Origin of the sequence: Klebsiella sp. KE9456 (assembly GCF_043832615.1) — a bacterium.
Lineage (GTDB): Bacteria > Pseudomonadota > Gammaproteobacteria > Enterobacterales > Enterobacteriaceae > Klebsiella > Klebsiella indica.
Genome location: NZ_JBDYQK010000004.1, coordinates 162,353 through 183,324, shown reverse-complemented (window position 1 = coordinate 183,324; position 20,972 = coordinate 162,353). Strand labels below are relative to the sequence as shown.

Sequence of the window (20,972 nt, the reverse complement as noted above, 5' to 3'; positions counted from 1 at the left end):
TACGCTGGCGCACTATTTTAAAAGAGATTTTTTCCGGCGGCATACTGCCCGATAACGCTATGACCGAACAACAAAAATTCACCTTCTTACAGATCCAGAAGCAGCTTGATGGCCTGATGTTGCGCGATAAGTCACGCTTTGCTCGTCGCCTGCATGGGGTGAAGAAGGTTAAAAATCCTGAAGCCCAACAGGCGATTCTTCAGGAGATGGCGCAAGAAATTAACCATGCGGCAGGGAGAGTCCTGCTGCGCGAAGCCGCCCGGCCGGATATCACCTATCCGCAAAACCTGCCGGTTAGCCAGAAAAAACAAGAAATTCTCGAAGCCGTGCGCGACCACCAGGTGGTGATTGTGGCGGGGGAGACCGGCTCGGGTAAAACCACGCAGCTGCCGAAAATTTGTATGGAGCTGGGGCGCGGTATTAAAGGGCTGATCGGCCATACGCAGCCGCGTCGTCTGGCGGCGCGAACCGTTGCCAACCGTATTGCCGAAGAGTTGCAAACGGAACCGGGCGGCTGCATCGGTTATAAAGTCCGTTTCAGCGATCGCGTCAGCGACAACACGATGGTCAAGCTGATGACGGACGGTATCCTGCTGGCGGAAATCCAGCAGGACAGGCTGCTGATGCAGTACGACACCATCATCATTGATGAAGCGCATGAGCGCAGCCTGAATATCGACTTTCTGCTTGGCTACCTGAAAGAGCTGTTGCCGCGTCGCCCGGATCTGAAAATCATCATCACCTCCGCGACCATCGACCCGGAGCGCTTCTCGCGTCATTTTAACCATGCGCCGATCATTGAAGTTTCCGGCAGAACGTACCCGGTTGAAGTGCGCTATCGTCCGATTGTCGAAGAAGCGGACGATACTGAGCGCGATCAGCTTCAGGCGATTTTTGACGCGGTGGATGAACTGGGGCGTGAAAGTCCCGGCGATATCCTGATCTTTATGAGCGGCGAGCGTGAAATCCGCGATACCGCCGATGCGCTCAATAAACTGAACTTGCGCCATACGGAAGTGCTGCCGCTGTATGCGCGGTTGTCCAACAGCGAACAGAACCGCGTGTTCCAGGCCCATAGCGGGCGTCGTATCGTGCTGGCGACTAACGTGGCGGAAACCTCGCTGACCGTACCGGGCATTAAGTACGTTATCGATCCCGGCACTGCGCGCATCAGTCGCTACAGCTACCGTACCAAAGTGCAGCGGCTGCCGATTGAACCGGTTTCACAGGCTTCCGCTAACCAGCGTAAAGGCCGCTGTGGACGTGTGTCGGAAGGGATCTGCATCCGCCTGTATTCGGAAGATGACTTCCTGTCGCGCCCGGAATTTACCGACCCGGAGATTCTGCGTACCAACCTGGCTTCGGTTATTTTGCAAATGACGGCGCTGGGGCTGGGCGATATCGCCGCATTCCCGTTTGTTGAAGCGCCGGATAAACGCAACATTCAGGACGGCGTGCGTCTGCTGGAAGAGCTTGGGGCGATTACGACCGATGAGCAGCAAACGGCTTATAAACTGACGCCTTCAGGACGCCAGTTGTCGCAGCTGCCGGTAGACCCGCGTCTGGCGCGGATGGTGCTGGAAGCGCAGAAACACGGCTGCGTGCGTGAGGCGATGATCATCACCTCCGCGCTGTCTATTCAGGACCCGCGTGAGCGCCCGATGGATAAACAGCAGGCATCCGATGAGAAACACCGTCGTTTCCATGATAAAGAGTCTGACTTCCTCGCCTTTGTGAATCTGTGGAATTACCTCGGCGAGCAGCAGAAAGCGCTGTCGTCGAACCAGTTCCGCCGCCTGTGCCGCACTGATTACCTGAACTATCTGCGCGTGCGCGAATGGCAGGATATCTACACCCAATTGCGCCAGGTGGTGAAAGAACTGGGTATTCCGGTAAACAGCGAACCGGCGCAATACCGTGAAGTGCATATCGCGCTGCTGACCGGGCTGCTGTCGCATATCGGGATGAAAGATGCCGACAAGCAGGAGTATACCGGCGCGCGCAATGCCCGTTTCTCCATCTTCCCGGGTTCCGGTTTGTTTAAGAAGCCGCCGAAGTGGGCGATGGTCGCAGAACTGGTGGAAACCAGCTGCCTGTGGGGGCGCATTGCGGCGCGCATCGATCCCGAGTGGGTGGAACCGGTTGCCCAGCATCTGATTAAGCGTTCTTACAGCGAACCGCACTGGGAACGGGCGCAGGGCGCGGTGATGGCGACGGAGAAAGTGACCGTGTACGGTCTGCCGATAGTGGCCGCGCGTAAGGTGAATTACAGCCAGATCGACCCGGCGCTGTGTCGCGAGTTGTTTATTCGTCATGCGCTGGTAGAGGGCGACTGGCAGACGCGCCACGCCTTCTTCCGCGACAACCTGAAGCTGCGTGCGGAAGTGGAAGAACTGGAGCACAAATCGCGCCGTCGCGACATTCTGGTCGATGATGAGACGCTGTTTGAGTTCTACGACCAGCGCATCAGTCATGACGTGATCTCCGCGCGTCACTTCGACAACTGGTGGAAAAAAGTCAGCCGCGAAACGCCGGATCTGCTCAACTTTGAAAAGAGTATGCTCATCAAAGAGGGCGCGGAAAAAATCAGCAAGCTGGATTACCCGAACTTCTGGCACCAGGGAAATCTTAAGCTGCGGCTGAGCTATCAGTTTGAACCGGGCGCCGACGCCGACGGCGTCACCGTCCATATCCCGCTTCCGTTGTTAAACCAGGTGGAAGAGTCCGGGTTTGAATGGCAAATTCCAGGTCTGCGCCGTGAGCTGGTGATTGCGCTGATTAAATCGCTGCCGAAACCGGTACGACGGAACTTTGTTCCGGCGCCAAACTATGCTGAAGCGTTTTTGGGTCGCGTAACGCCGCTGGAGCTACCGTTGCTGGATGCGCTGGAGCGCGAATTGCGGCGGATGACCGGCGTGACGGTAGATCGCGAAGACTGGCACTGGGATCAGGTGCCCGATCATCTGAAGATCACTTTCCGCGTGGTGGATGACAAAAACAAGAAGTTGCAGGAAGGACGTTCTCTGCACGATCTGAAGGATACGCTGAAAGGGAAAGTCCAGGAGACGCTCTCGGCGGTGGCTGATGACGGCATCGAGCAGAGTGGGCTGCACATCTGGAGTTTCGGTCAGTTGCCGGAAAGCTATGAGCAGAAACGCGGCAATTACAAAGTGAAGGCGTGGCCAGCGCTGGTAGACGAGCGTGATAGCGTCGCCATCAGGCTGTTTGACAATCCGCTGGAGCAGCAACAGGCAATGTGGTGCGGTTTACGCCGCTTGCTGCTGCTGAATATTCCGTCGCCGATTAAGTATCTGCACGAAAAACTGCCGAACAAAGCCAAGCTCGGTCTGTACTTTAACCCGTATGGCAAAGTGCTGGAGTTGATTGACGACTGCATCTCCTGCGGCGTGGACAAGCTGATTGACGCCAATGGCGGCCCGGTATGGACGGAAGAGGCTTTTGCCGCGCTGCATGAGAAGGTGCGCGCCGAGCTGAACGACACCGTTGTCGATATCGCGAAGCAGGTCGAGCAGATCCTGACCGCCGTGTTCACGATCAACAAACGTCTGAAAGGACGCGTGGATATGACGATGGCGCTGGGGCTGTCTGATATCAAAGCGCAAATGGGCGGGCTGGTGTATCGCGGTTTTGTCACCGGTAACGGCTTTAAGCGCCTCGGCGATACGCTGCGCTATTTGCAGGCGATTGAAAAACGGCTGGAGAAACTGGCGGTCGATCCGCACCGTGACAGGGCGCAGATGCTGAAAATTGAAAGCGTGCAGCAGGCCTGGCAGCAGTGGATTAACAAGCTGCCGCCAGCCCGCCGTGATGACGACGACGTCAAAGAAATCCGCTGGATGATTGAGGAGCTGCGCGTCAGCTACTTTGCACAACAGCTCGGCACGCCGTACCCGATTTCTGACAAGCGCGTGTTGCAGGCGATGGATCAGATTACGGCGTAAGCTGCGGTTTCCCCCGGTGGCGCAGTCAATCGTGCTTACCGGGGGAGCGCGTACTGAATGGTGGTCCGCTATCTGGCGGAAATGCGGCATAATATTTAATGCGGTTTTGTCATCAGCTTCATCATGGGAATGTTATCCAGGATAAATGCCGCGATCTTTACGCGCCATCAGGATCCGTTCGCAGGCCACAATATAGGCGGCGGTACGTAAAGAGCACGCTTTTTCAACCGCTTTTTCGTACACGTGAACGATAGCGTCGGTCATGATGCGGTCCATTTTGGCGTTGATCTCCTCTTCGCTCCAGAAGAAGCTGGCCATATCCTGCACCCATTCGAAGTAGCTGACGGTCACGCCACCGGCATTACAGATTACGTCCGGCACCACCACGATGCCGCGCTCAGCCAGTACGTCATCGGCTTCCGGATAGGTCGGGCCGTTGGCGCCTTCGAGCACCAGTTTACAGCTAATGATTTCCGCCCGTTCACGCGTGATCTGGCCTTCCAGCGCCGCCGGGATCAGAATATCCATTGGCGTGGTCCAGAACGCTTCTTTCGCAATTTCACGTGCCCCCGGGAAACCGGCAATTTGCTTGTTCTCAGCCTGCCAGGCGGTCAACGCGGTCATATCAATGCCACCCTCGTTAAACAGTGTCGCCGTATGGTCCTGAATGACGACGATGCGTGCGCCGACGTCAGCAAACAGACGAGCGGCTTCACTACCGACGTTACCAAAACCTTGCAGCGCCACTTTCGCGCCTTCAATTTCGATACCGCTGCGGCGCGCGACTTCACGTCCGGTGACGAATACGCCGCGACCGGTGGCTTTTTCCCGGCCGAGGGAGCCACCGAGATGGATAGGTTTACCCGTCACCACGCCAGTGATGGTGGTACCGTGATTCATGGAGTAAGTATCCATCATCCAGGCCATTACTTTGCCGTTGGTGCCGACATCTGGCGCCGGGATATCTTTTTGCGGGCCGATGATGATGCCGATCTCGCTGGTATAGCGGCGGGTAAGACGTTCCAGTTCACCTTCTGATAATGAGAACGGATCGACGCGGATACCGCCTTTCGCACCACCATAAGGAATATTGACAGCCGCGCACTTGATGGTCATCCAGGCGGAAAGCGCCATCACCTCATTCAGATCCACATCCGGATGGTAGCGAATCCCCCCTTTACCCGGCCCACGCGATAGATTGTGCTGGACGCGATAACCTTCGAAATGACGGATGGTTCCGTCATCCATTTGTACTGGTATATCAACAATTAGCGCACGTTTAGGGTGGCGCAGCGTTTCAATCCAGTATGCGAGATCGCCCAGGTAGGGCGCGACGCGATCGATTTGGCGCAGGTAGGTGGTCCAGGGCGATGTACTACTTTCAGAAGCGTAAGATAACTTTTCCATAAGAGTCCTGTTTTACTGTGGTAATTATATTGTTGGTCGCGGAAAGAGATAGACATAAACTCTGTAAACGGAAGGTTATCACCAATTTAATAGAATGGAATTTGACGAAAATGCAGAATATACCGCCGTTACGTGAGAGCGAGGTTGTTTATGCATAACAAATCATAAGAGCAGTGTTTTTGTGGGTGAATATGCATTTTGCGGCCTTAAAACCGATACAGAGATGATTTTCACCTATTTATCAGAATATTGAGCTCCTTCAAAAAGTGAATAAAATGCTATCTGTGTGTATTGACTATGTTGCAAAAGGAGAGGTGAACGTATTCTTCGTCGATTTGCCGTTTATGATCTCAAATGTCTTCGGCGGTTTATGATGATATTCGCTCACTGAAGCGTGAAATGAAGGAAACAGGAGAAGGAATGTCAGAATATTTTCCAGCCTTGCCTGAGGCGACATTAATGGCGGCAAACCAGCTTGGGGCGTGGCTGGCGCAGGATGATTTGCCTCAGGAGGCGCAAATAGAAGTGGTTGTGCTGGCAGGCAATGCGGTGATCCCGACCATTGATTTTGCCTGCCAACTGGCAGCACGTAGCGCTGTTCCACTGCTGATCAGCGGCGGTATCGGTCACTCCACCGCTTTTTTATATAACGCAGTGTTAAATGATCCACGCTACTGTCAGTTACCGGTATCAGGTCGCGCTGAGGCGTGTATTCTTGCCGATATCGCTCATCGCTTCTGGCATATTCCGCTGGAGCGAATTGTGGTGGAAGACCAGTCCACCCACTGCGGAGAGAACGCGCGCTTTACCCGATATATGCTGGAGCAGAGGGGCGTAGCTCATGGTACGGGCGTTGTCATTCAGGATCCGACAATGCAGCGCAGGACGATGGCGACGTTTGCCCGCGTCTGGCAAGGAGAGGAGGCCGCGCCACGGTGGTACAGCGCGCCGGGCTGTTCACCGATATTGTGCAATGGTGAAAGTGGATTAACTTTCAGCGGTGAGAATAAGGGGCTGTGGCCGGTTGGTCGCTATCTGTCGCTGATTCTTGGCGAGCTACCGCGTTTGACGGATGATCCGCAGGGTTATGGTCCGCTGGGTAAGGGGTTTATCGTCCATGTTGATATTCCTCCGCATATTGTTCAGGCGTGGCAGACGCTGCGCGACGACAGTCTGTTATCCGATGCGCTGAGTGCGCGCCAGTTGGGTTAAACGGCGAAGGGATTTTTTCTGAACGGTGCTAATGCGGTTCAGACGTTATCTGTTTCCCGGCAATCTGAACAAGAAACAGTCGTGGAGAGAAAAAGGCGCACACTATTCGAGGATACGCCTTGTCTTTCCTCAAACGCGACCATGTGAACGCATTCCATCATCCAGCCGCATTTGCTATTTGCCCGTTTCCACCAGGACCCTCGCAAACGGGCACTGCGTGTTATTCAATAACGCGCTTTTCAGCCTCTGGTTTGCTTGTTTTTATGAAATGTCTCACAAAAGCAAGTCGTCGAACTGTCTCTTTGCCTGTCAGGCGATAGTTTTTAACATTAAATTCACTTGCTAAAAACAATAATGCCACAGGAGCAGATCATGACAGCACCCGTTCAACACCCTATGTACATTGATGGTCAGTTTGAACCTGGCCGCGCTGATGCATGGATTGATGTCATCAATCCGGCGACCGAAGCGTTGCTTTCGCGGATCCCCGATGGCAGCGCGGAAGATGCGCAACGCGCGATTCTGGCTGCTGAGCGAGCACAGCCAGCCTGGGAAGCTCTGCCTGCCATTGAGCGAGCGGGATGGTTGCGCAAAATCGCTGCCGGTATTCGTGAACAGGCTGATGAGATCGCTGCGCTGATTGTTGCCGAGGGCGGGAAAATTCAGCAACTGGCGGCGGTTGAAGTCTCATTTACTGCCGATTATCTCGACTATATGGCCGAATGGGCGCGGCGCTATGAAGGGGAGATCATCCAGAGCGATCGTCCGGGCGAAAATATTTTGCTTTTCAAACGCGCACTGGGCGTGACGACAGGGATTCTGCCGTGGAACTTCCCGTTTTTCCTGATTGCCCGCAAACTGGCTCCCGCACTGATTACCGGCAATACCATCGTGATTAAACCGAGCGAGTTCACGCCGAATAACGCTATCGCCTTCGCGCAAATCGTGCATGACATCGGCTTGCCGAAAGGGGTGTTTAACCTGGTGCTGGGCCGCGGTGAGACGGTTGGACAGGAACTGGCGGGGAACCCGAAAGTCGCGATGGTGAGCATGACCGGTAGCGTAGCTGCTGGCGAGAAAATTATGGCGGCAGCGGCGAAAAATATCACCAAAGTGTGCCTGGAGCTCGGCGGAAAAGCGCCCGCGATTGTGATGGATGACGCGGATATTGAACTGGCGGTAAAAGCGGTGGTGGATTCACGGGTTATCAATAGCGGGCAGGTATGTAACTGCGTCGAGCGCGTCTATGTGCAAAAAGGCGTTTACGATCGTTTTGTTAACCGGTTGGGTGAGGCATTAAAAGAGGTACAGTTCGGCGATCCGGCTTTACGAGACGATATCGCCATGGGGCCGTTGATTAACGCTGCTGCGCTGGATCGCGTTGAGCAGAAGGTCGCGAAGGCGGTCGCTCAGGGGGCGCGGGTGGTGCTTGGCGGCAAGGCCGTGGCAGGTAAGGGCTATTTTTATCCGCCGACGCTGCTGCTGGATGTGCGCCAGGAGATGGATATTGTTCATGAAGAGACGTTTGGGCCGGTATTGCCGGTGATCGCGTTTGACACGCTCGAAGAGGCGCTGGCGATGGCGAACGACAGCGACTATGGCCTGACATCGTCAATCTATACCCGCGATCTGAATGTCGCCATGAAGGCGATAAAAGGGCTGAAGTTTGGCGAAACCTATATTAACCGCGAGAACTTTGAAGCGATGCAGGGCTTCCACGCCGGTTGGCGCAAATCAGGGATTGGCGGCGCTGACGGGCGGCACGGTCTGAATGAGTATCTGCAAACCCAGGTGGTCTATTTGCAGGCGTAATTGCGTGGACAATAGCGGATAGCTGGCGCTATCCGCTGTGATGTTATTTCGCGAACTTATCCAGTACGCGAATCAACTGAGTGACAAAGCCATACTCGTTATCATACCAGGCGACTGTCTTCACAAGCTGGAGGTCGCCGACTTCTGCAACCTCCAGTTGGGTGGCGTCATAAATTGACCCGAAATGGCAGCCAATAACATCCGACGAGACGATCTCTTCTTCGGTATAGCCGAACGATTCATTGTTGGTCGCCGCATTTTTCATCGCCTGATTGACCTCTTCGGCCGTGACCTTTTTCTCCAGCACCGATACCAGCTCGGTGACTGAGCCTGTTTTGGTCGGTACGCGCTGGGCATGGCCTTTCAGCTTGCCGCTAAGCTCCGGGATGACCAGGCCGATTGCCTTCGCCGCGCCAGTGGTATGCGGAATGATATTTTCCGCCGCCGCGCGCGAGGCGCGCAAATCTTTTCCGCGCGGGCCATCAACCAGCGACTGGGTACCGGTATAGGCGTGGATGGTGGTCATGGTTCCCACTTTAATACCGAAAGCGTCGTTGAGCACCTTTGCCATCGGGGCCAGGCAGTTGGTGGTGCAGGAGGCGACGGAAATAATCGTATCGTCTGCGGCCAGTGTGTCATCGTTAACGTTATACACGATAGTTTTCATATTGCCTGCTGGCGCGGAAATCAACACTTTTTTCGCCCCGGCGGTCAGGTGCGCCTGTGCTTTCTCTGCTGACGTATAGAAGCCGGTACATTCGACGATAACGTCGGCGCCCACCGATTTCCACGGTATATGCTGAGCCTCTTTTTCGGCATAAACGGTAATTTTTTTGCCATTAACAATCAGAGCATCTTCAGTAAAATCAATGCTCCATGGGAAAGGGCCGTAGTTAGAATCATGCTTTAACAGATAGGCCAGCACTTTCGGTGAGGTGAGGTCGTTAATGGCCACGACCTCTAATGAACTATTGACCTCCAGTAACCGACGCAGCACCAAACGTCCAATACGACCAAATCCATTAATCCCAAGTTTGCTCATGAAGAATCTCCCGGTAAGTTGAATCGACAGGTTAAAACTTCTCCAGGCTTAGTCCAGGCATCGGCATTGAGCAACCCGCACGGTACCACTCGCCATTAATCATTCGGAACAAATGAACCGAAAAGCTAATGGATACAATCCGCTGTGAGGGAATAATTTTTTTGTTGCGGTGTTATACCTTGAGGCGATATTGGGGAGGAAAATATGTGGAGCATCATCTTTGACTTATATAACCAACGGTTAGCCGGTAGTCGTTCCCGGCACAGCAAATGCGTCTAATGCCTCGCCATCAAGACGGTAACGTATCCACTCACTTTGCGGGAGGGGGGCAGTGAAGTCAGGATCAGGCTCCCGGTTTTCGTTTCGAGCTGCATTATTTATCGCATAGGCCGGTGTTGGCGGAACGACTGGCCGGCGAGGGGCTCGGTGATAAAGGCCAGGCGCTTTTTAACCGCAGATTGATGATGAGGCGGTTTCCGGTTTATAAAGTAGAATGCCAGAGTGGTGGTTGCCAGGTATTAATATGTACCATGTTTAGCGTCGATGATGCGAATTATGGCAAATATGCTTACACAGGTAACCAACGGGCAGTGTTATCGAGGCAAATCCCATTGAGTTTTTTATGTTTTTCCATAACGAATGTTTCACGAAAACAGCACAATGTCATTATCATTTTTGTGATCACTTATCCATAAACATGACGCCCATCACAAAATATTAGTGTTCTTTGATCCGTGTCGCTTTTTTCCTCTCACCGTAAAGAAAACGTTTCCTGTGAAAGGCGGAAAACGTTTGTCAGCACTTAGACAAAATAAACATTAGTATATACGTATCTTAATTGACGTAATACGCGGATGGAGATGTACGTATATGCTCATTGCACGAGAGAATATTTTTTTAGATCAGTCCTTCAGGGATAAAAAGGAAATTTTTCGTTTCCTTGCTTTACATGCTGTGGCTCAGGGATGGGCTGATGATGCCGATAAGATTGAAGAAGATCTTTGGACTCGAGAAAACCAGTATTCAACGGGGTTTGAGAGCCAAATTGCGATCCCGCATGCTAAAACGGAAAACGTCTCCGAGGCCGGTATTGTTTTTATCCGTCTACAGCGCCCGATTAACTGGGAGAGCCTCGATGGTCTACCGGTGAAAATTATTTTTGGCCTCCTGGTACCTGAGGCTGGCGCTAAAATTCTGCATCTACAGATTATAAATAGCCTTGCCAGTCAGATAGTTGATGATGAATTTCGCGACCAACTCTTTGCGGTTAACGATGTAGAAGAGTTATTCCAATATATGAAGTCACGCATTTCCGTTGAGGAGGAACTATGAAAATTGTCGGCGTTACGTCCTGTATTGCCGGGTTAGCTCATACGCCAATGGCGGCTAAGTCTCTGGAAAAAGAGGGAGCTCTTCTCGGTCATCAGGTGAAAATAGAGCAGCAGGGTGCTATGGGTATCATGAATAAAATTACAGCTGAGGAAATTAACGCTGCTGATTTTGTACTCATCGCGGCCGATCGTACCATTGAAGAAGAGGAGCGTTTCTCCGGCAAAATAATTATTAGGGTAAAAATAGGACAATGTGTCAGTCACGCCTCTGACGTTATTTCTAAGTGTGTTTCGGCCGTTGATGCCCGTCGCAACAAATAATATCGGTGATGCCATGAAAAAAATAATGATTGAAATAAAAAATCATCTCATGACGGGTATTTCCTACGCACTACCTGTCATTATTGCCGGTTCTCTGATGGTTGCTGTGGCCAAAATAATCGGCCTGGCAATTGGTGAGTCTAATCTGGATGCCTTTGCAAATAGCGATGGTCTGCAAAACTGGCTTTATCTTACTCAGAACATTGGTTTTAAGATTATCGGCTTGATGAACTATGTACTGGGTGCCTATGTAGCCTATTCCATCGCTGGTAAAAAAGGGCTGGCCTCGGGCTTTACTGCAGGTTTGATAGCTTCGCTAACGGGATCAGGCTTCCTTGGCGCAGTTCTGGGAGGATTGCTTGCGGGATACTCATCAGAGTGGGTTGCACGTAAGATTCGCATTACCGGTTCAGCAGCGAGTTCCGTACCACTGATTATTTTGCCGTTTATCACAGTGGGACTGCAGGTTGTCATTATGCTGCTCCTGCTGGGCGATGTCCTGAGCTGGCTCAACACTTCGTTGATGGCGTGGGTACAGAGGATGACGGAAGATGGTACCAGTACGGTTGTGCTTGCTGCAGTCCTTGGTGGAATGATTTGTTTCGATCTTGGCGGCCCGGTTAATAAGGCGGCATGGGGAACGGCTAATGTCCTATTTTTGAGCGGCGTATATCTTCCCGCGATACTGGTTAACGTTGCGATTATTATTCCTCCGTTGGGTTATGCGGCAGCGCGTTTCTTACGACCACACAACTTCAATCAAACGCTGAAAGAGGCGGGAAATGGCTCCATTATCATGGGTATTCTCGGAATATCTGAAGGTGCGATTCCGTTTACTTTGCGCAATCCGGCACGCCTGATCCCGCTTAACGTGTTGGCCGGGACGCTGGGATCGGTGACGGTCGCGCTTTTAAAAGCCTATCCAATTATGCCGCCGCTCGGAGGATTATATGGTGGATTTACTGTTGGTAATCCCTGGGCCTATTTTATTGGTGCCTTGGTCGGCACAGCTATTATTGCTGTCGGCGCAAACATGCTTGTAAGTTTTAACGATGATGAGCCGGATCTTAAACTGAGTAAAAAGAGTGATGCGGAAGAAATTGAAATAAAGTTTGATTAATTTTTGCACTTTGCGCTACGGGAGATGTTATATGAAAAATAGAATTGTCCATATTTATACCCATACCCACTGGGATCAGGAATGGTATTTTACATCATCACGCTCACGCATTTACCTTTTTAATCACATTAAAAATGTAATACGGATACTTGAGAGCAACAATGATTTCCCGTGCTACCTTCTGGATGCGCAAAGTGCGTTAATTGACAGCTATCTCCAGTGGGCTCCGGAAGATAAAGAGGTATTGTTCAAACTTATTGCCGAAAAACGGTTGCTTACCGGGCCATGGTATACGCAGACAGATCAGTTGGTTATTCATCAAGAGTCTGTTGTGCGTAATCTCTGGTACGGAATGCAGGTGGCGACAGACGCAGGTCATTGCATGATGGTGGGGTATGTCCCTGACTGTTTTGGCCAGGGCGGCAATATGCCGCAAATATATAAACAGTTCGGCATTCACCATGCGCTTTTCTGGCGCGGTATTGCCGATAATACGCTGCGTGAAACGGAATTTATCTGGCGAGGGGATAATGGCGATCGCCTGTTCGCGGTCCAGATGCCGTGGGGATACCACTATGGCGGATTGCTTGATGAAACGCCTGAAACAATGGCTGAGTTTCTGAATGAAAAAATGTCGTCAATTGAGGCGCGTAGCGTGCGTAAAAATTTGCTTTATCCGCATGGTTTCGATCAGGCTCCGATACGAGAGAATCTCCCGGAACTGGTGGAGCAGTTTAATGCCTGCGATAAAGAGCGCCATTATCAGATAGCTAATCCATTGACTTTTCTTAAGGAACTGGAGAAAGAAGCCGCGGTCGATGCGCGGGAATTGCAGGGCGAATTGACAGAGGGTAAACACTCACGGGTACATAAAACCATATTCTCATGTCGTGCAGACCTGAAGCTGCTCAACAATGAGATTGAGGCATTGCTGGTTAACACGCTTGAACCGGTGCTGGCGATTAGCCGCAGCCTTGGCCTGCCGTATCCATCCCATATCATTGCCGATATCTGGAAGCTGATGTTTTACAATGCTGCCCATGACAGTATTGGCGGCTGCAATAGCGATGATACGAATCAGGATATCTACTTTCGCTATAAACAAGCCCGCGATTTGGCTGTGAATTTACTGGAATTGCATACCAGGTTGATTGCTATACGCACGCCGCGTGAGCACGATTATACGTTTTCGGTATTTAATCCACAGACTCATGTTGCCGCACCTTTGGTGACTTTTGATGCCTGGCTTCCGGGTATTCCGTTTACTTTGCGCGATGCAGCAGGTAGGGCGCTGCCTTATTTTATTGAGGAACGGACAGAGCTGACTCAATATGTGTTGAATCAAACGATACGCCTTAATCCAGGTAAGCCGTACCATAAGCCGGAAAAAGTTTTTCGTAGCAAAATCACGGTGAAGAGCAGTGATTTACCGGCGCTCGGCTATACCCGCTGGATCCTGGATTTTTCAGCCGATGGCGCCAGCCGGATGACGTCTGACGGTGGACAGGTTATCGAAAACAGAGCATATCGGATCGATGTTGAAGAAAATGGCCTGTTAACCATTACACATAAAGCCAGCGGTAAGCGCTATGAGCGTCAGATGTTACTGGTGGAGAACGGCGACGATGGCGACTCTTATAATTATTCTCCGCCGCGTGGTGATTTGGTTGTTACTTCAGAGGGGGGCCTGACCGCCGTCAGCCGCACAAGCAATGACCTGACTCAGTCTCTGAACTTAGAGTATGTTTTACACGTTCCAGGTGATCTTGCCAGACGTGCGCAGGGCGTGAGGGATTGCGCAATGAAGGTAGCTGTACGCGTCATGCTTCAGCACGATGATATGATTCGCTTTGCGATTGATGTGGATAATCAGGTGCTCAGCCATCGCCTGTGCGTCCACTTTGCTACCGATATTCTTGCCAATGTTTCTTATGCCGATCAATTATTTGGAGTTGTGGCTCGCCCGGTGCAGTTGAGCAATGCGCTACAAGTATGGGAAGCGGAAAACTGGCATGAAAAACCGATATCTATTGAGCCGATGCAAAGCTACGTTAATTTGCATGACGACAATCATGGATTCACATTGCATACCAATGGCGTGCGGGAATATGAAATCGTTGGCGATAGCTTTGACACGATTTCCGTGACCCTTTTCCGCTCTTTCGGCTTTATGGGCAAAGAAAATCTGCTCTACCGTCCGGGACGTGCTTCGGGTGAGTCGGTCGTGGCCACTCCGGATGCACAAATTCTGGGTATGTTGTCCTTTACCTTTGGCTGGCGTATTTTCAGCGGCGTATTTGATGCGGCGCAGAATGCGCGAGTCTCGAAAGCGTTATTGACCTCATTTCCTGTTTATCAGGACAGCGACTTTCTGAATGGTCGTCTGCGCTTCTGCCTGAGCGATGAAGCGAGATCTTATCCGCAGGAATACAGTTTGCTGGAGTTGCCTGATGGTCCGAATGATGCGCAAGTCAGCGTTGTGAAGTGCGCGGAGCAAGGTGATGGGCTGGTTATACGCTTCTACAACCCTAATCTGGAAACTGCTGTGACAATCCCGACGCTGGAAGGGTCATACAACGTTATGCTGGATGAGAAAACGCCCGCCGGGGAAAGGGTAACGCTTAAGCCAAATGACCTGCAGACTGTCTACGTAGAAATCGAATAAAGAGAGAAAGATGAGACTGTTTACCAATAAGCGGATCAGGGATATTTTCAACCATATAGCGCAGGAAAGCGCGACGCAAACCGAGCTTGCGAAGGAGATGAATGTATCCACTCGTACGATTCGTAATGACCTGAAAGAGCTCAGCAATGTCATCATTGGCTCCGGTAACAGTCTCATTTACGACAGAAAACGCGGTTATTCCATTAAGATAGATAATCCGGCGGGGCACAGAGTGCTTATTGAGCAGTCGCAGCGGCCGTGGAAGGAGACGCGTTCTACGTCTGAGCGGAGGCGGGCTTTGTTGGCCGCGTTTATGCGGCAGGATGTGGAAATCTCTCTGGAAGAGCTGGAATCGCTGTGGTTTATCAGCATCTACACGCTGAGAAACGATATTAACTTACTGAAGCGCCACTTTGCTCTTTATGAACTGGATATTTATGCTGAAGGAACTGACAAATATCGACTTTCGGGAAGTGAAATCGCTTTGCGCCGTTGCATGTATGATCATCTGCTGCGTTCAAAAGAAGTAGAAGACGACTATTATTCCCTGTTTTCATCAGATGTGCATATTTCTGATATCAAAAAGATATTAAGCCAGTATTTAGTTCAGCACGGTCTGGTAATGAGCGATGTGAATCTGCGTTTTTTTACTCTGATGTGTGCGATCACCTGCGAACGTATACGCGGTGAATGCTGGTTACTTGAGTATGAATTTACAAATGCCGATCCTGATATTAAAGCGTTCGCAGGCGAAATTTTTGCACGGCTACTGACGGGGACAGCAACGAATGTTCCGCAAAGTGAAATAGATTATCTGGCCATGAATCTGGCGGCATTTTGCTCAACTCAGCGCGAAGGGGCCTTACCGCCAGGGGAGGCGTATATTGCCGAACAGGCGGTTATGAACCACTTTCTTAGTTATGTCAGCACCTCATGGTTCTGTGATGTGAATTACGATGAATTGGCGCGCAAGAATCTGCTTAATCATATTAAATCCATGCGTATTCGGGTTAATAATGGCATAACAATTATTAATCCACTGATTGAACAGATTAAACGTCATTATCCATTAATGTATGAAATGACCCTTGCGGCATTTAGCGAACTGGCGCATTTTTTTACCGGAGAAATAAGCGACGATGAAATTGGTTATCTGGTCATGCACATTGGCGCGATTCTGGAGGAAACTCATCTGAAGGATGAGAGCAAGACGGTTACCGCGTTGGTTGTGAGCGATCAGGGCAGCGCTTCTACCCGAATCGTATGCCAGAAAATTGTGCGCATGTACCCGAATATTTCGATCACCAAATGTATCTCGGTTGAACAATACAAGATGATGGCATACGTTGAGGAGAGTCTGGTCATCAGCCTGGTAGAGATTGAAGAGAAAAATCGCCGGGTCATCAATTTGCCGCCGCTGCCGGAACGATGGCAACTGGAGAATATGAAATACTTTCTTAGCGCAGATAATGCGCAGCCAGAAGCGATGGTGAACTATTTCTCTGCGGAACACTTTTTTGTATTTGATAGTCAGACTCATACAAAAGAATCGCTAATCAACTTCCTCTCATCACAGCTACAGTTACAAGGTAGAGTGGATGAAAAATATTATAGATCAGTTCTTGAACGTGAAGGGCGGGCATCGACCTTACTGGACGATAAAATAGCCATTCCCCATCCTTTAGGTTTAGTTGCATTAAGTACGATGGTTACCGTTGCTATTTTCCCTGAAGGTATTGAATGGGAGCCTGGTAAATTAATAAAACTGGTCTTTATGCTGGCAATTAGTGAAGACGCATTTATTGATAGCATGCTTATTTATGACTATCTAACGAATATTCTGGATGATGATGTGATTGATAGCCTGAGCCAGTGTAATAACTACGCCGAATTTATTTCTTTTTCAAAAAATTACTTCTTATAAAAATATTTAAGCCGCATCTTAATGGTGCGCTTAATAATGTGCTGTTCTTTATCTAAAAATAACAAAGGGGTTAATGATGAAATATAGATATTATCTCTGTGCCTTATTTGCGATCTCTGCGCCAGCAATATCGGCGATGACATTCGATACACCGCAAGGAAGTCTGAAGCTTTATGGTGACGTCGAATTTAATACCGATATTGCCAGCCGAACCGGACAATTAACCTCGCTTAAAACCAGTGCCGGTAAAGACTGGAAAGCTGGCGATGCTGAGCGTTGGGATGTTAATGGTCGTATTTTAATTGGCCTTGATGGCTATCGGACCTCCGGTAATAATCGGTTTGCCGGTTTTTCCGTGCAGCCTCTTGCGGATCTCTCTGGTTCTATGAATCTGGATGACGCCGCTTTTTTCTTCGGTCAGGAAGATAACTGGAAAATCAAGATTGGACGATATGAAGCCTATGATATGTTCCCCCTTAACCAGGATACTTATATTGAGTACTCCGGGAATACGGCTAACGACCTGTATGACGATGGCTATGGCTATATCTACATGATGAAAGAAGGGCGCGGGCGTAGCTCCGGTGGCGCTATCCAGTTGAGTAAAATAAGTGGGCCTTTCTATTTTGAACTTAACACTACGGCGCGTGATGGTACCGGTTTGTTCCAGGACAGTAACTATCATGGCAATAGTCTGGAAAACAAAAAAAATGTTATTTATATGCGCCCGGTGATTTCTCTTAACCTTAATGAGATTACCGCAGCTATCGCCATGGAAAGTAACGTGGTGAATAATGCCTACGGCTATACGGACAGCAACGGGAAATTTAACAACCAGTCCCGGCGTAATGGCTATGGGGCCACGGTGAGCTGGAATGGGCAGAAAAACAATCCTGAGAATGGTATGCTTGTCAATATGAGTACGGCATATATGGATGCGACCGGGGAAAAAGATTTCAGCGCTGGAATTAACGCCCTGTGGCGTGATTTTGAACTTGGCTACATCTATGCAAAAAATAACATTAAAGAGTTTAATGTTAGTAATGTTGACGTTACAAATGCCAGTGACATTATTATAGGAAAGTATGACATCAACACGGTGCATTCGTCATATCGTATTCGTAATGTGATGGATATGGACAATTTTGATATTTACCTGGGGGCCTATTGGTCACGTATCAGTATTAACAATACTCATGATGATCAAGATCGTTATGGCGCACGTGTAAGATTTAAATATCACTTCTAATTTTTTATTGAATCGGCTTGCTGCATGTTATTTGCGGGGGCAGTTTTCGGCTTTAATTTAATCTATTGCATCAGGCCGGTTCGTTTATCTCCAAAAAATACAAGGAGCCCATATGCTTTACCTTGGAATAGATATTGGCGGTAGCAAAATAGCCGCAGTGGTAATGGATGCCACAGGGCATGAAGTGGCTCGTTATCGCACGTCCACAACTAAAGATACTTATGAGATGTTTATTGCCGGGCTTATGGCATTTATTGTTGACATCAGAAATAAGGTCGACTCTGATATGGCTACAGGTATTGCCCTACCCGGCAGTGTTTCACCCGTCAGCGGCAGAATTAAAAACTCAAATATTCTGGTGCTAAATGGTCAGAATTTAAAATCTGATTTAGCCGATAGACTTGGCGCTCCGGCCATTATTGCTAATGATGCTAATTGCTTTGCACTTTCGGAAGCCTGTGATGGCGCCGGGCAGGGGTATGGAGTGGTGTTTGGTTTAACATTAGGGACCGGCTGCGGAGGCGGTATTGCTATTCATCAGCAGCTATTTCCCGGCGCATGGGGGAATGCGGCCGAATGTGGACATATTACGCTTCCTGGTTATCGCCCTGAGGATGATGGTCCTGACGTCATTTGCTACTGCGGAAAACGCAATTGTAGCGAATCTTTTGTTTCCGGCTCCGGTCTTGCTGAGCGCTATTATCAGCTTTGCGCAAAGCGCTGTAGCGCACCGGAGATTCTACAGCGAGTCAAAGAAGGGGAGTCTCAGGCACTGGAACAGATTCAACGCTTTCGCTACCAACTGGCGCGTTTGCTGGCGACAGTGGTCAACTTTATTGATCCGCATATTATTGTACTTGGCGGCGGTTTATCGAATGAACCGCTGCTGATTGATGCGATTGATCAGGAGGTGGCCCCGCTGGTTTTCACTGATATTTTTCAGACGCCGATTGTAAAGGCCCGGCATGGCGATAGCAGCGGCATGCGCGGTGCGGCCTGGCTTGCCGTGAGGCAGCATGAAAATAAAAACGCCCCCTGCTGCTGATGCGCCAGGGGGCGGGGATTATCGTCGCTCATTAGTCGTCCCATTTGTGGCTTAGATAGGCGGCCACAAATCCAAAGAACAGAATGGTTCCCAGAAGGGCCATAAAGACATGCATATTTCCCGGCATCATTAACCTCCATTAGTTTTGCTATGCGCTACGGTATCCTTATTGAACAGACTTACGGTTGTTGGTGAGATTATAATCAGGTCAATCTAAACAAAGGGTTAACCCGTTGTCGGATTTTGCCATTCGTCGCCAGCGGGTAGCTTGCGTTTATTCTCTGCTATCACGCTTTTCCGATACTGCAACGGGCTGAGGGCAAATTGTTGACGAAAGTGATGGCGCAGGGTGCTGGCGCTGGCAAATCCACATAACTCAGCAATCTGTTCAATACTCAGGCGGCTGGAGGACAGATGTTGTGCGGCGCGCTGCAGGCGCTCATCAAGCAGCCAGCGGGCAGGGGTTTTACCGGTGGCGTCTGCGAAACGGCGCAATAAGGTGCGCGGACTCATACCGGCTCTTTCCGCCAGTGAGGCCACGGTGTGGCTGACGGCAAGATTCTGGTGGAGAAAATCGAATAATTGCCCCAGCCGCAGGCTCTCCCGGGCTCTGGCCACCGGTCGCACAACCTGCTGAGCCTGAGCCCCATCACGATGGGGGGAAACCACCAGGCGTCGGGCGACGATATTGGCCGCTTCGGCGCCAAAATCTTCCCGTACCAGATGTAAACACAAATCGATTCCCGCGGCGCTTCCCGCAGAAGTCATCACGCCATCAGCGCCGACGTATAATACATCGTCAATCACATCAATCAGTGGAAATCGCCTGTGCAACTGATCGGTATAGCGCCAGTGGGTTGTTGCCTGACGTCCGTTGAGCAACCCGGCTGCAGCCAGTACGAAAACTCCGGAACATATAGAAATGATGCGGCAGCCCCGCGCCTGGGCGGCGACTAAGGCTTCACAAAGCGCGGGAGGAACAGGGGAGTCAATCCCGCGCCAGCCGGGCACCACGATGGTATCCGCTTCGCTTAATAGCGCCATATCGCCATCGGCCATCAGACGAATGCCGCCGGTAGCCCGCAGTTCACCGTCATCGACGGCAGCCACAGCAAAGCGATACCAGCGTTCGCCCATTTCCGGGCGAGGCAGACCGAAAATCTCTACCGCAACGCCAAATTCAAAGGTACACAGGCCATCATAGGCAAGGGCAATCACCCGATGACGTGACAACGTCACTGATTGAGTTGTCATGATTTCAGCGTTTTTAGTCATGGTTGCTGGCAGATGTGTCGCAGGCGGAGGATTAACTTATTGGTATCACAGACAAGGAGAAGATGCCATGAGTGTTGTAACCGCTTTTGCCCCCGCCAGTGCCAGTGATGCCGTCGCGTGGTTTCGTCGCCGATTAAGCTTTGAGACGGACTGCGCTGATGTTTATAGCGCGATGCGCGACGGTGAAACCGACTTCGTCCTGCTGCATGTGGTTGGCAGCGAGGAGAGCTTTTCCCGTCGTCATCTCCCTGATGCGCTGCATTTACCGCACCGAGAGATAGATGAAGCCAGAATGGCCCAATGGCCTGCGGAGACGTTGTTTGTCGTCTATTGTGCCGGGCCACACTGCAATGGGGCGGATATTGCGGCCTTGAAACTGGCGCGGTTGGGAAGACGGGTAAAAATCATGCTCGGTGGCTTAACCGGCTGGGACGATGAGGGGTTGCCTTTCGCAAAATGAATTTATTTCATGTCACATGAAATATTCTCGTTTGCCGATGAACCGTTGGCATGACACTATCTGGACATATAGCCATCCAGAAGTCCAAAATTCAAAAATGAACTATCACGGTGGGTAACTAATCCTCCCCGCCGCTAAGGAGACACC

At 50.6% G+C, this 20,972-nt stretch carries 15 protein-coding genes; 11 read left to right on the top strand and 4 right to left on the bottom strand.

The genetic code is table 11. From position 1 onward, the window contains the following. The first annotated feature begins 59 nt into the window (after positions 1–59). Entirely contained in the window at positions 60–3,962 is a 3,903-nt protein-coding gene (gene hrpA / locus ABK821_RS05850) for an ATP-dependent RNA helicase HrpA (protein WP_343178533.1), read from the top strand. A gap of 132 nt (positions 3,963–4,094) precedes the next feature. On the opposite strand, the gene ABK821_RS05845 is transcribed toward hrpA, so the two are convergent. After that, a complete protein-coding gene (locus ABK821_RS05845; RefSeq protein ID WP_395033850.1) occupies positions 4,095–5,369 on the bottom strand; it encodes a Glu/Leu/Phe/Val dehydrogenase in 1,275 nt (424 codons plus the stop codon). A gap of 420 nt (positions 5,370–5,789) precedes the next feature. Here ABK821_RS05845 and ABK821_RS05840 point away from each other — a divergent pair, with 420 nt between their 5' ends. Both ABK821_RS05840 and aldA read left to right on the top strand, forming a co-directional pair. Next, the gene (locus ABK821_RS05840) at positions 5,790–6,581 is read left to right on the top strand and encodes a YdcF family protein (RefSeq protein ID WP_343178521.1); all 792 of its coding nucleotides are present in this window, start codon (positions 5,790–5,792) and stop codon (positions 6,579–6,581) included. A 372-nt stretch (positions 6,582–6,953) separates the two neighbouring features. Then, positions 6,954–8,393 carry an aldehyde dehydrogenase gene (gene aldA / locus ABK821_RS05835; RefSeq protein WP_343178522.1) on the top strand — a complete coding sequence of 480 codons (1,440 nt, stop codon included), beginning with the start codon at positions 6,954–6,956 and terminating at the stop codon, positions 8,391–8,393. Between the two features lie 43 nt (positions 8,394–8,436). On the opposite strand, the gene gap is transcribed toward aldA, so the two are convergent. After that, positions 8,437–9,435: a type I glyceraldehyde-3-phosphate dehydrogenase gene (gene gap / locus ABK821_RS05830; RefSeq protein ID WP_138362745.1), complete on the bottom strand. Its 999-nt coding sequence runs from the start codon at positions 9,433–9,435 to the stop codon at positions 8,437–8,439. A gap of 870 nt (positions 9,436–10,305) precedes the next feature. Here gap and ABK821_RS05825 point away from each other — a divergent pair. From ABK821_RS05825 to ABK821_RS05795, 7 genes are all read left to right on the top strand, one after another. Continuing rightward, complete coding sequence (locus ABK821_RS05825; RefSeq protein ID WP_138362746.1) at positions 10,306–10,767, top strand: PTS sugar transporter subunit IIA; 462 nt, start codon at positions 10,306–10,308, stop codon at positions 10,765–10,767. After that, positions 10,764–11,087, top strand: a complete 324-nt coding sequence (locus ABK821_RS05820) for a fructose PTS transporter subunit IIB (protein ID WP_343178523.1) — start codon at positions 10,764–10,766, stop codon at positions 11,085–11,087. Before ABK821_RS05825 ends, ABK821_RS05820 begins: the two co-directional genes overlap by 4 nt. Positions 11,088–11,100: 13 nt before the next feature. Beyond that, positions 11,101–12,207 carry a PTS fructose transporter subunit IIC gene (locus tag ABK821_RS05815; RefSeq protein ID WP_171034938.1) on the top strand — a complete coding sequence of 369 codons (1,107 nt, stop codon included), beginning with the start codon at positions 11,101–11,103 and terminating at the stop codon, positions 12,205–12,207. 31 nt (positions 12,208–12,238) lie between these two features. Further along, positions 12,239–14,872, top strand: a complete 2,634-nt coding sequence (gene mngB / locus ABK821_RS05810; protein WP_395033847.1) for a mannosylglycerate hydrolase — start codon at positions 12,239–12,241, stop codon at positions 14,870–14,872. Between the two features lie 10 nt (positions 14,873–14,882). Beyond that, complete coding sequence (locus ABK821_RS05805; RefSeq protein ID WP_343178525.1) at positions 14,883–16,796, top strand: PTS sugar transporter subunit IIA; 1,914 nt, start codon at positions 14,883–14,885, stop codon at positions 16,794–16,796. 76 nt (positions 16,797–16,872) lie between these two features. Continuing rightward, complete coding sequence (locus ABK821_RS05800; RefSeq protein WP_343178534.1) at positions 16,873–18,045, top strand: carbohydrate porin; 1,173 nt, start codon at positions 16,873–16,875, stop codon at positions 18,043–18,045. 112 nt (positions 18,046–18,157) lie between these two features. Next, a complete protein-coding gene (locus ABK821_RS05795; RefSeq protein ID WP_343178526.1) occupies positions 18,158–19,090 on the top strand; it encodes an ROK family protein in 933 nt (310 codons plus the stop codon). A 31-nt stretch (positions 19,091–19,121) separates the two neighbouring features. On the opposite strand, the gene mgtS is transcribed toward ABK821_RS05795, so the two are convergent. Further along, the gene (mgtS, locus tag ABK821_RS05790; protein WP_395033864.1) at positions 19,122–19,205 is read right to left on the bottom strand and encodes a protein MgtS; all 84 of its coding nucleotides are present in this window, start codon (positions 19,203–19,205) and stop codon (positions 19,122–19,124) included. 110 nt (positions 19,206–19,315) lie between these two features. Further along, positions 19,316–20,365 (bottom strand): transcriptional regulator FtrA, encoded by a 1,050-nt coding sequence (gene ftrA / locus ABK821_RS05785; protein ID WP_343178527.1) that lies wholly within the window; start codon positions 20,363–20,365, stop codon positions 19,316–19,318. 67 nt (positions 20,366–20,432) lie between these two features. Between ftrA and ABK821_RS05780 the strand changes: the two genes are divergently transcribed. Beyond that, positions 20,433–20,825, top strand: a complete 393-nt coding sequence (locus ABK821_RS05780) for a rhodanese-like domain-containing protein (protein ID WP_138362753.1) — start codon at positions 20,433–20,435, stop codon at positions 20,823–20,825. Positions 20,826–20,972 lie beyond the last annotated feature (147 nt).

Bases quoted from the DNA above. Each gene is read 5' to 3' on its own strand.
- ABK821_RS05800 (WP_343178534.1), top strand. From the start codon at position 16,873: ATGAAATATAGATATTATCTCTGTGCCTTATTTGCGATCTCTGCGCCA.
- ABK821_RS05820 (WP_343178523.1), top strand. From the start codon at position 10,764: ATGAAAATTGTCGGCGTTACGTCCTGTATTGCCGGGTTAGCTCATACG.
- ABK821_RS05825 (WP_138362746.1), top strand. From the start codon at position 10,306: ATGCTCATTGCACGAGAGAATATTTTTTTAGATCAGTCCTTCAGGGAT.
- ABK821_RS05845 (WP_395033850.1), bottom strand. From the start codon at position 5,369: ATGGAAAAGTTATCTTACGCTTCTGAAAGTAGTACATCGCCCTGGACC.
- mgtS (WP_395033864.1), bottom strand. From the start codon at position 19,205: ATGCATGTCTTTATGGCCCTTCTGGGAACCATTCTGTTCTTTGGATTT.
- ABK821_RS05780 (WP_138362753.1), top strand. From the start codon at position 20,433: ATGAGTGTTGTAACCGCTTTTGCCCCCGCCAGTGCCAGTGATGCCGTC.
- gap (WP_138362745.1), bottom strand. From the start codon at position 9,435: ATGAGCAAACTTGGGATTAATGGATTTGGTCGTATTGGACGTTTGGTG.
- ABK821_RS05795 (WP_343178526.1), top strand. From the start codon at position 18,158: ATGCTTTACCTTGGAATAGATATTGGCGGTAGCAAAATAGCCGCAGTG.
- hrpA (WP_343178533.1), top strand. From the start codon at position 60: ATGACCGAACAACAAAAATTCACCTTCTTACAGATCCAGAAGCAGCTT.
- ABK821_RS05840 (WP_343178521.1), top strand. From the start codon at position 5,790: ATGTCAGAATATTTTCCAGCCTTGCCTGAGGCGACATTAATGGCGGCA.
- mngB (WP_395033847.1), top strand. From the start codon at position 12,239: ATGAAAAATAGAATTGTCCATATTTATACCCATACCCACTGGGATCAG.
- ABK821_RS05815 (WP_171034938.1), top strand. From the start codon at position 11,101: ATGAAAAAAATAATGATTGAAATAAAAAATCATCTCATGACGGGTATT.
- aldA (WP_343178522.1), top strand. From the start codon at position 6,954: ATGACAGCACCCGTTCAACACCCTATGTACATTGATGGTCAGTTTGAA.
- ftrA (WP_343178527.1), bottom strand. From the start codon at position 20,365: ATGACTAAAAACGCTGAAATCATGACAACTCAATCAGTGACGTTGTCA.
- ABK821_RS05805 (WP_343178525.1), top strand. From the start codon at position 14,883: ATGAGACTGTTTACCAATAAGCGGATCAGGGATATTTTCAACCATATA.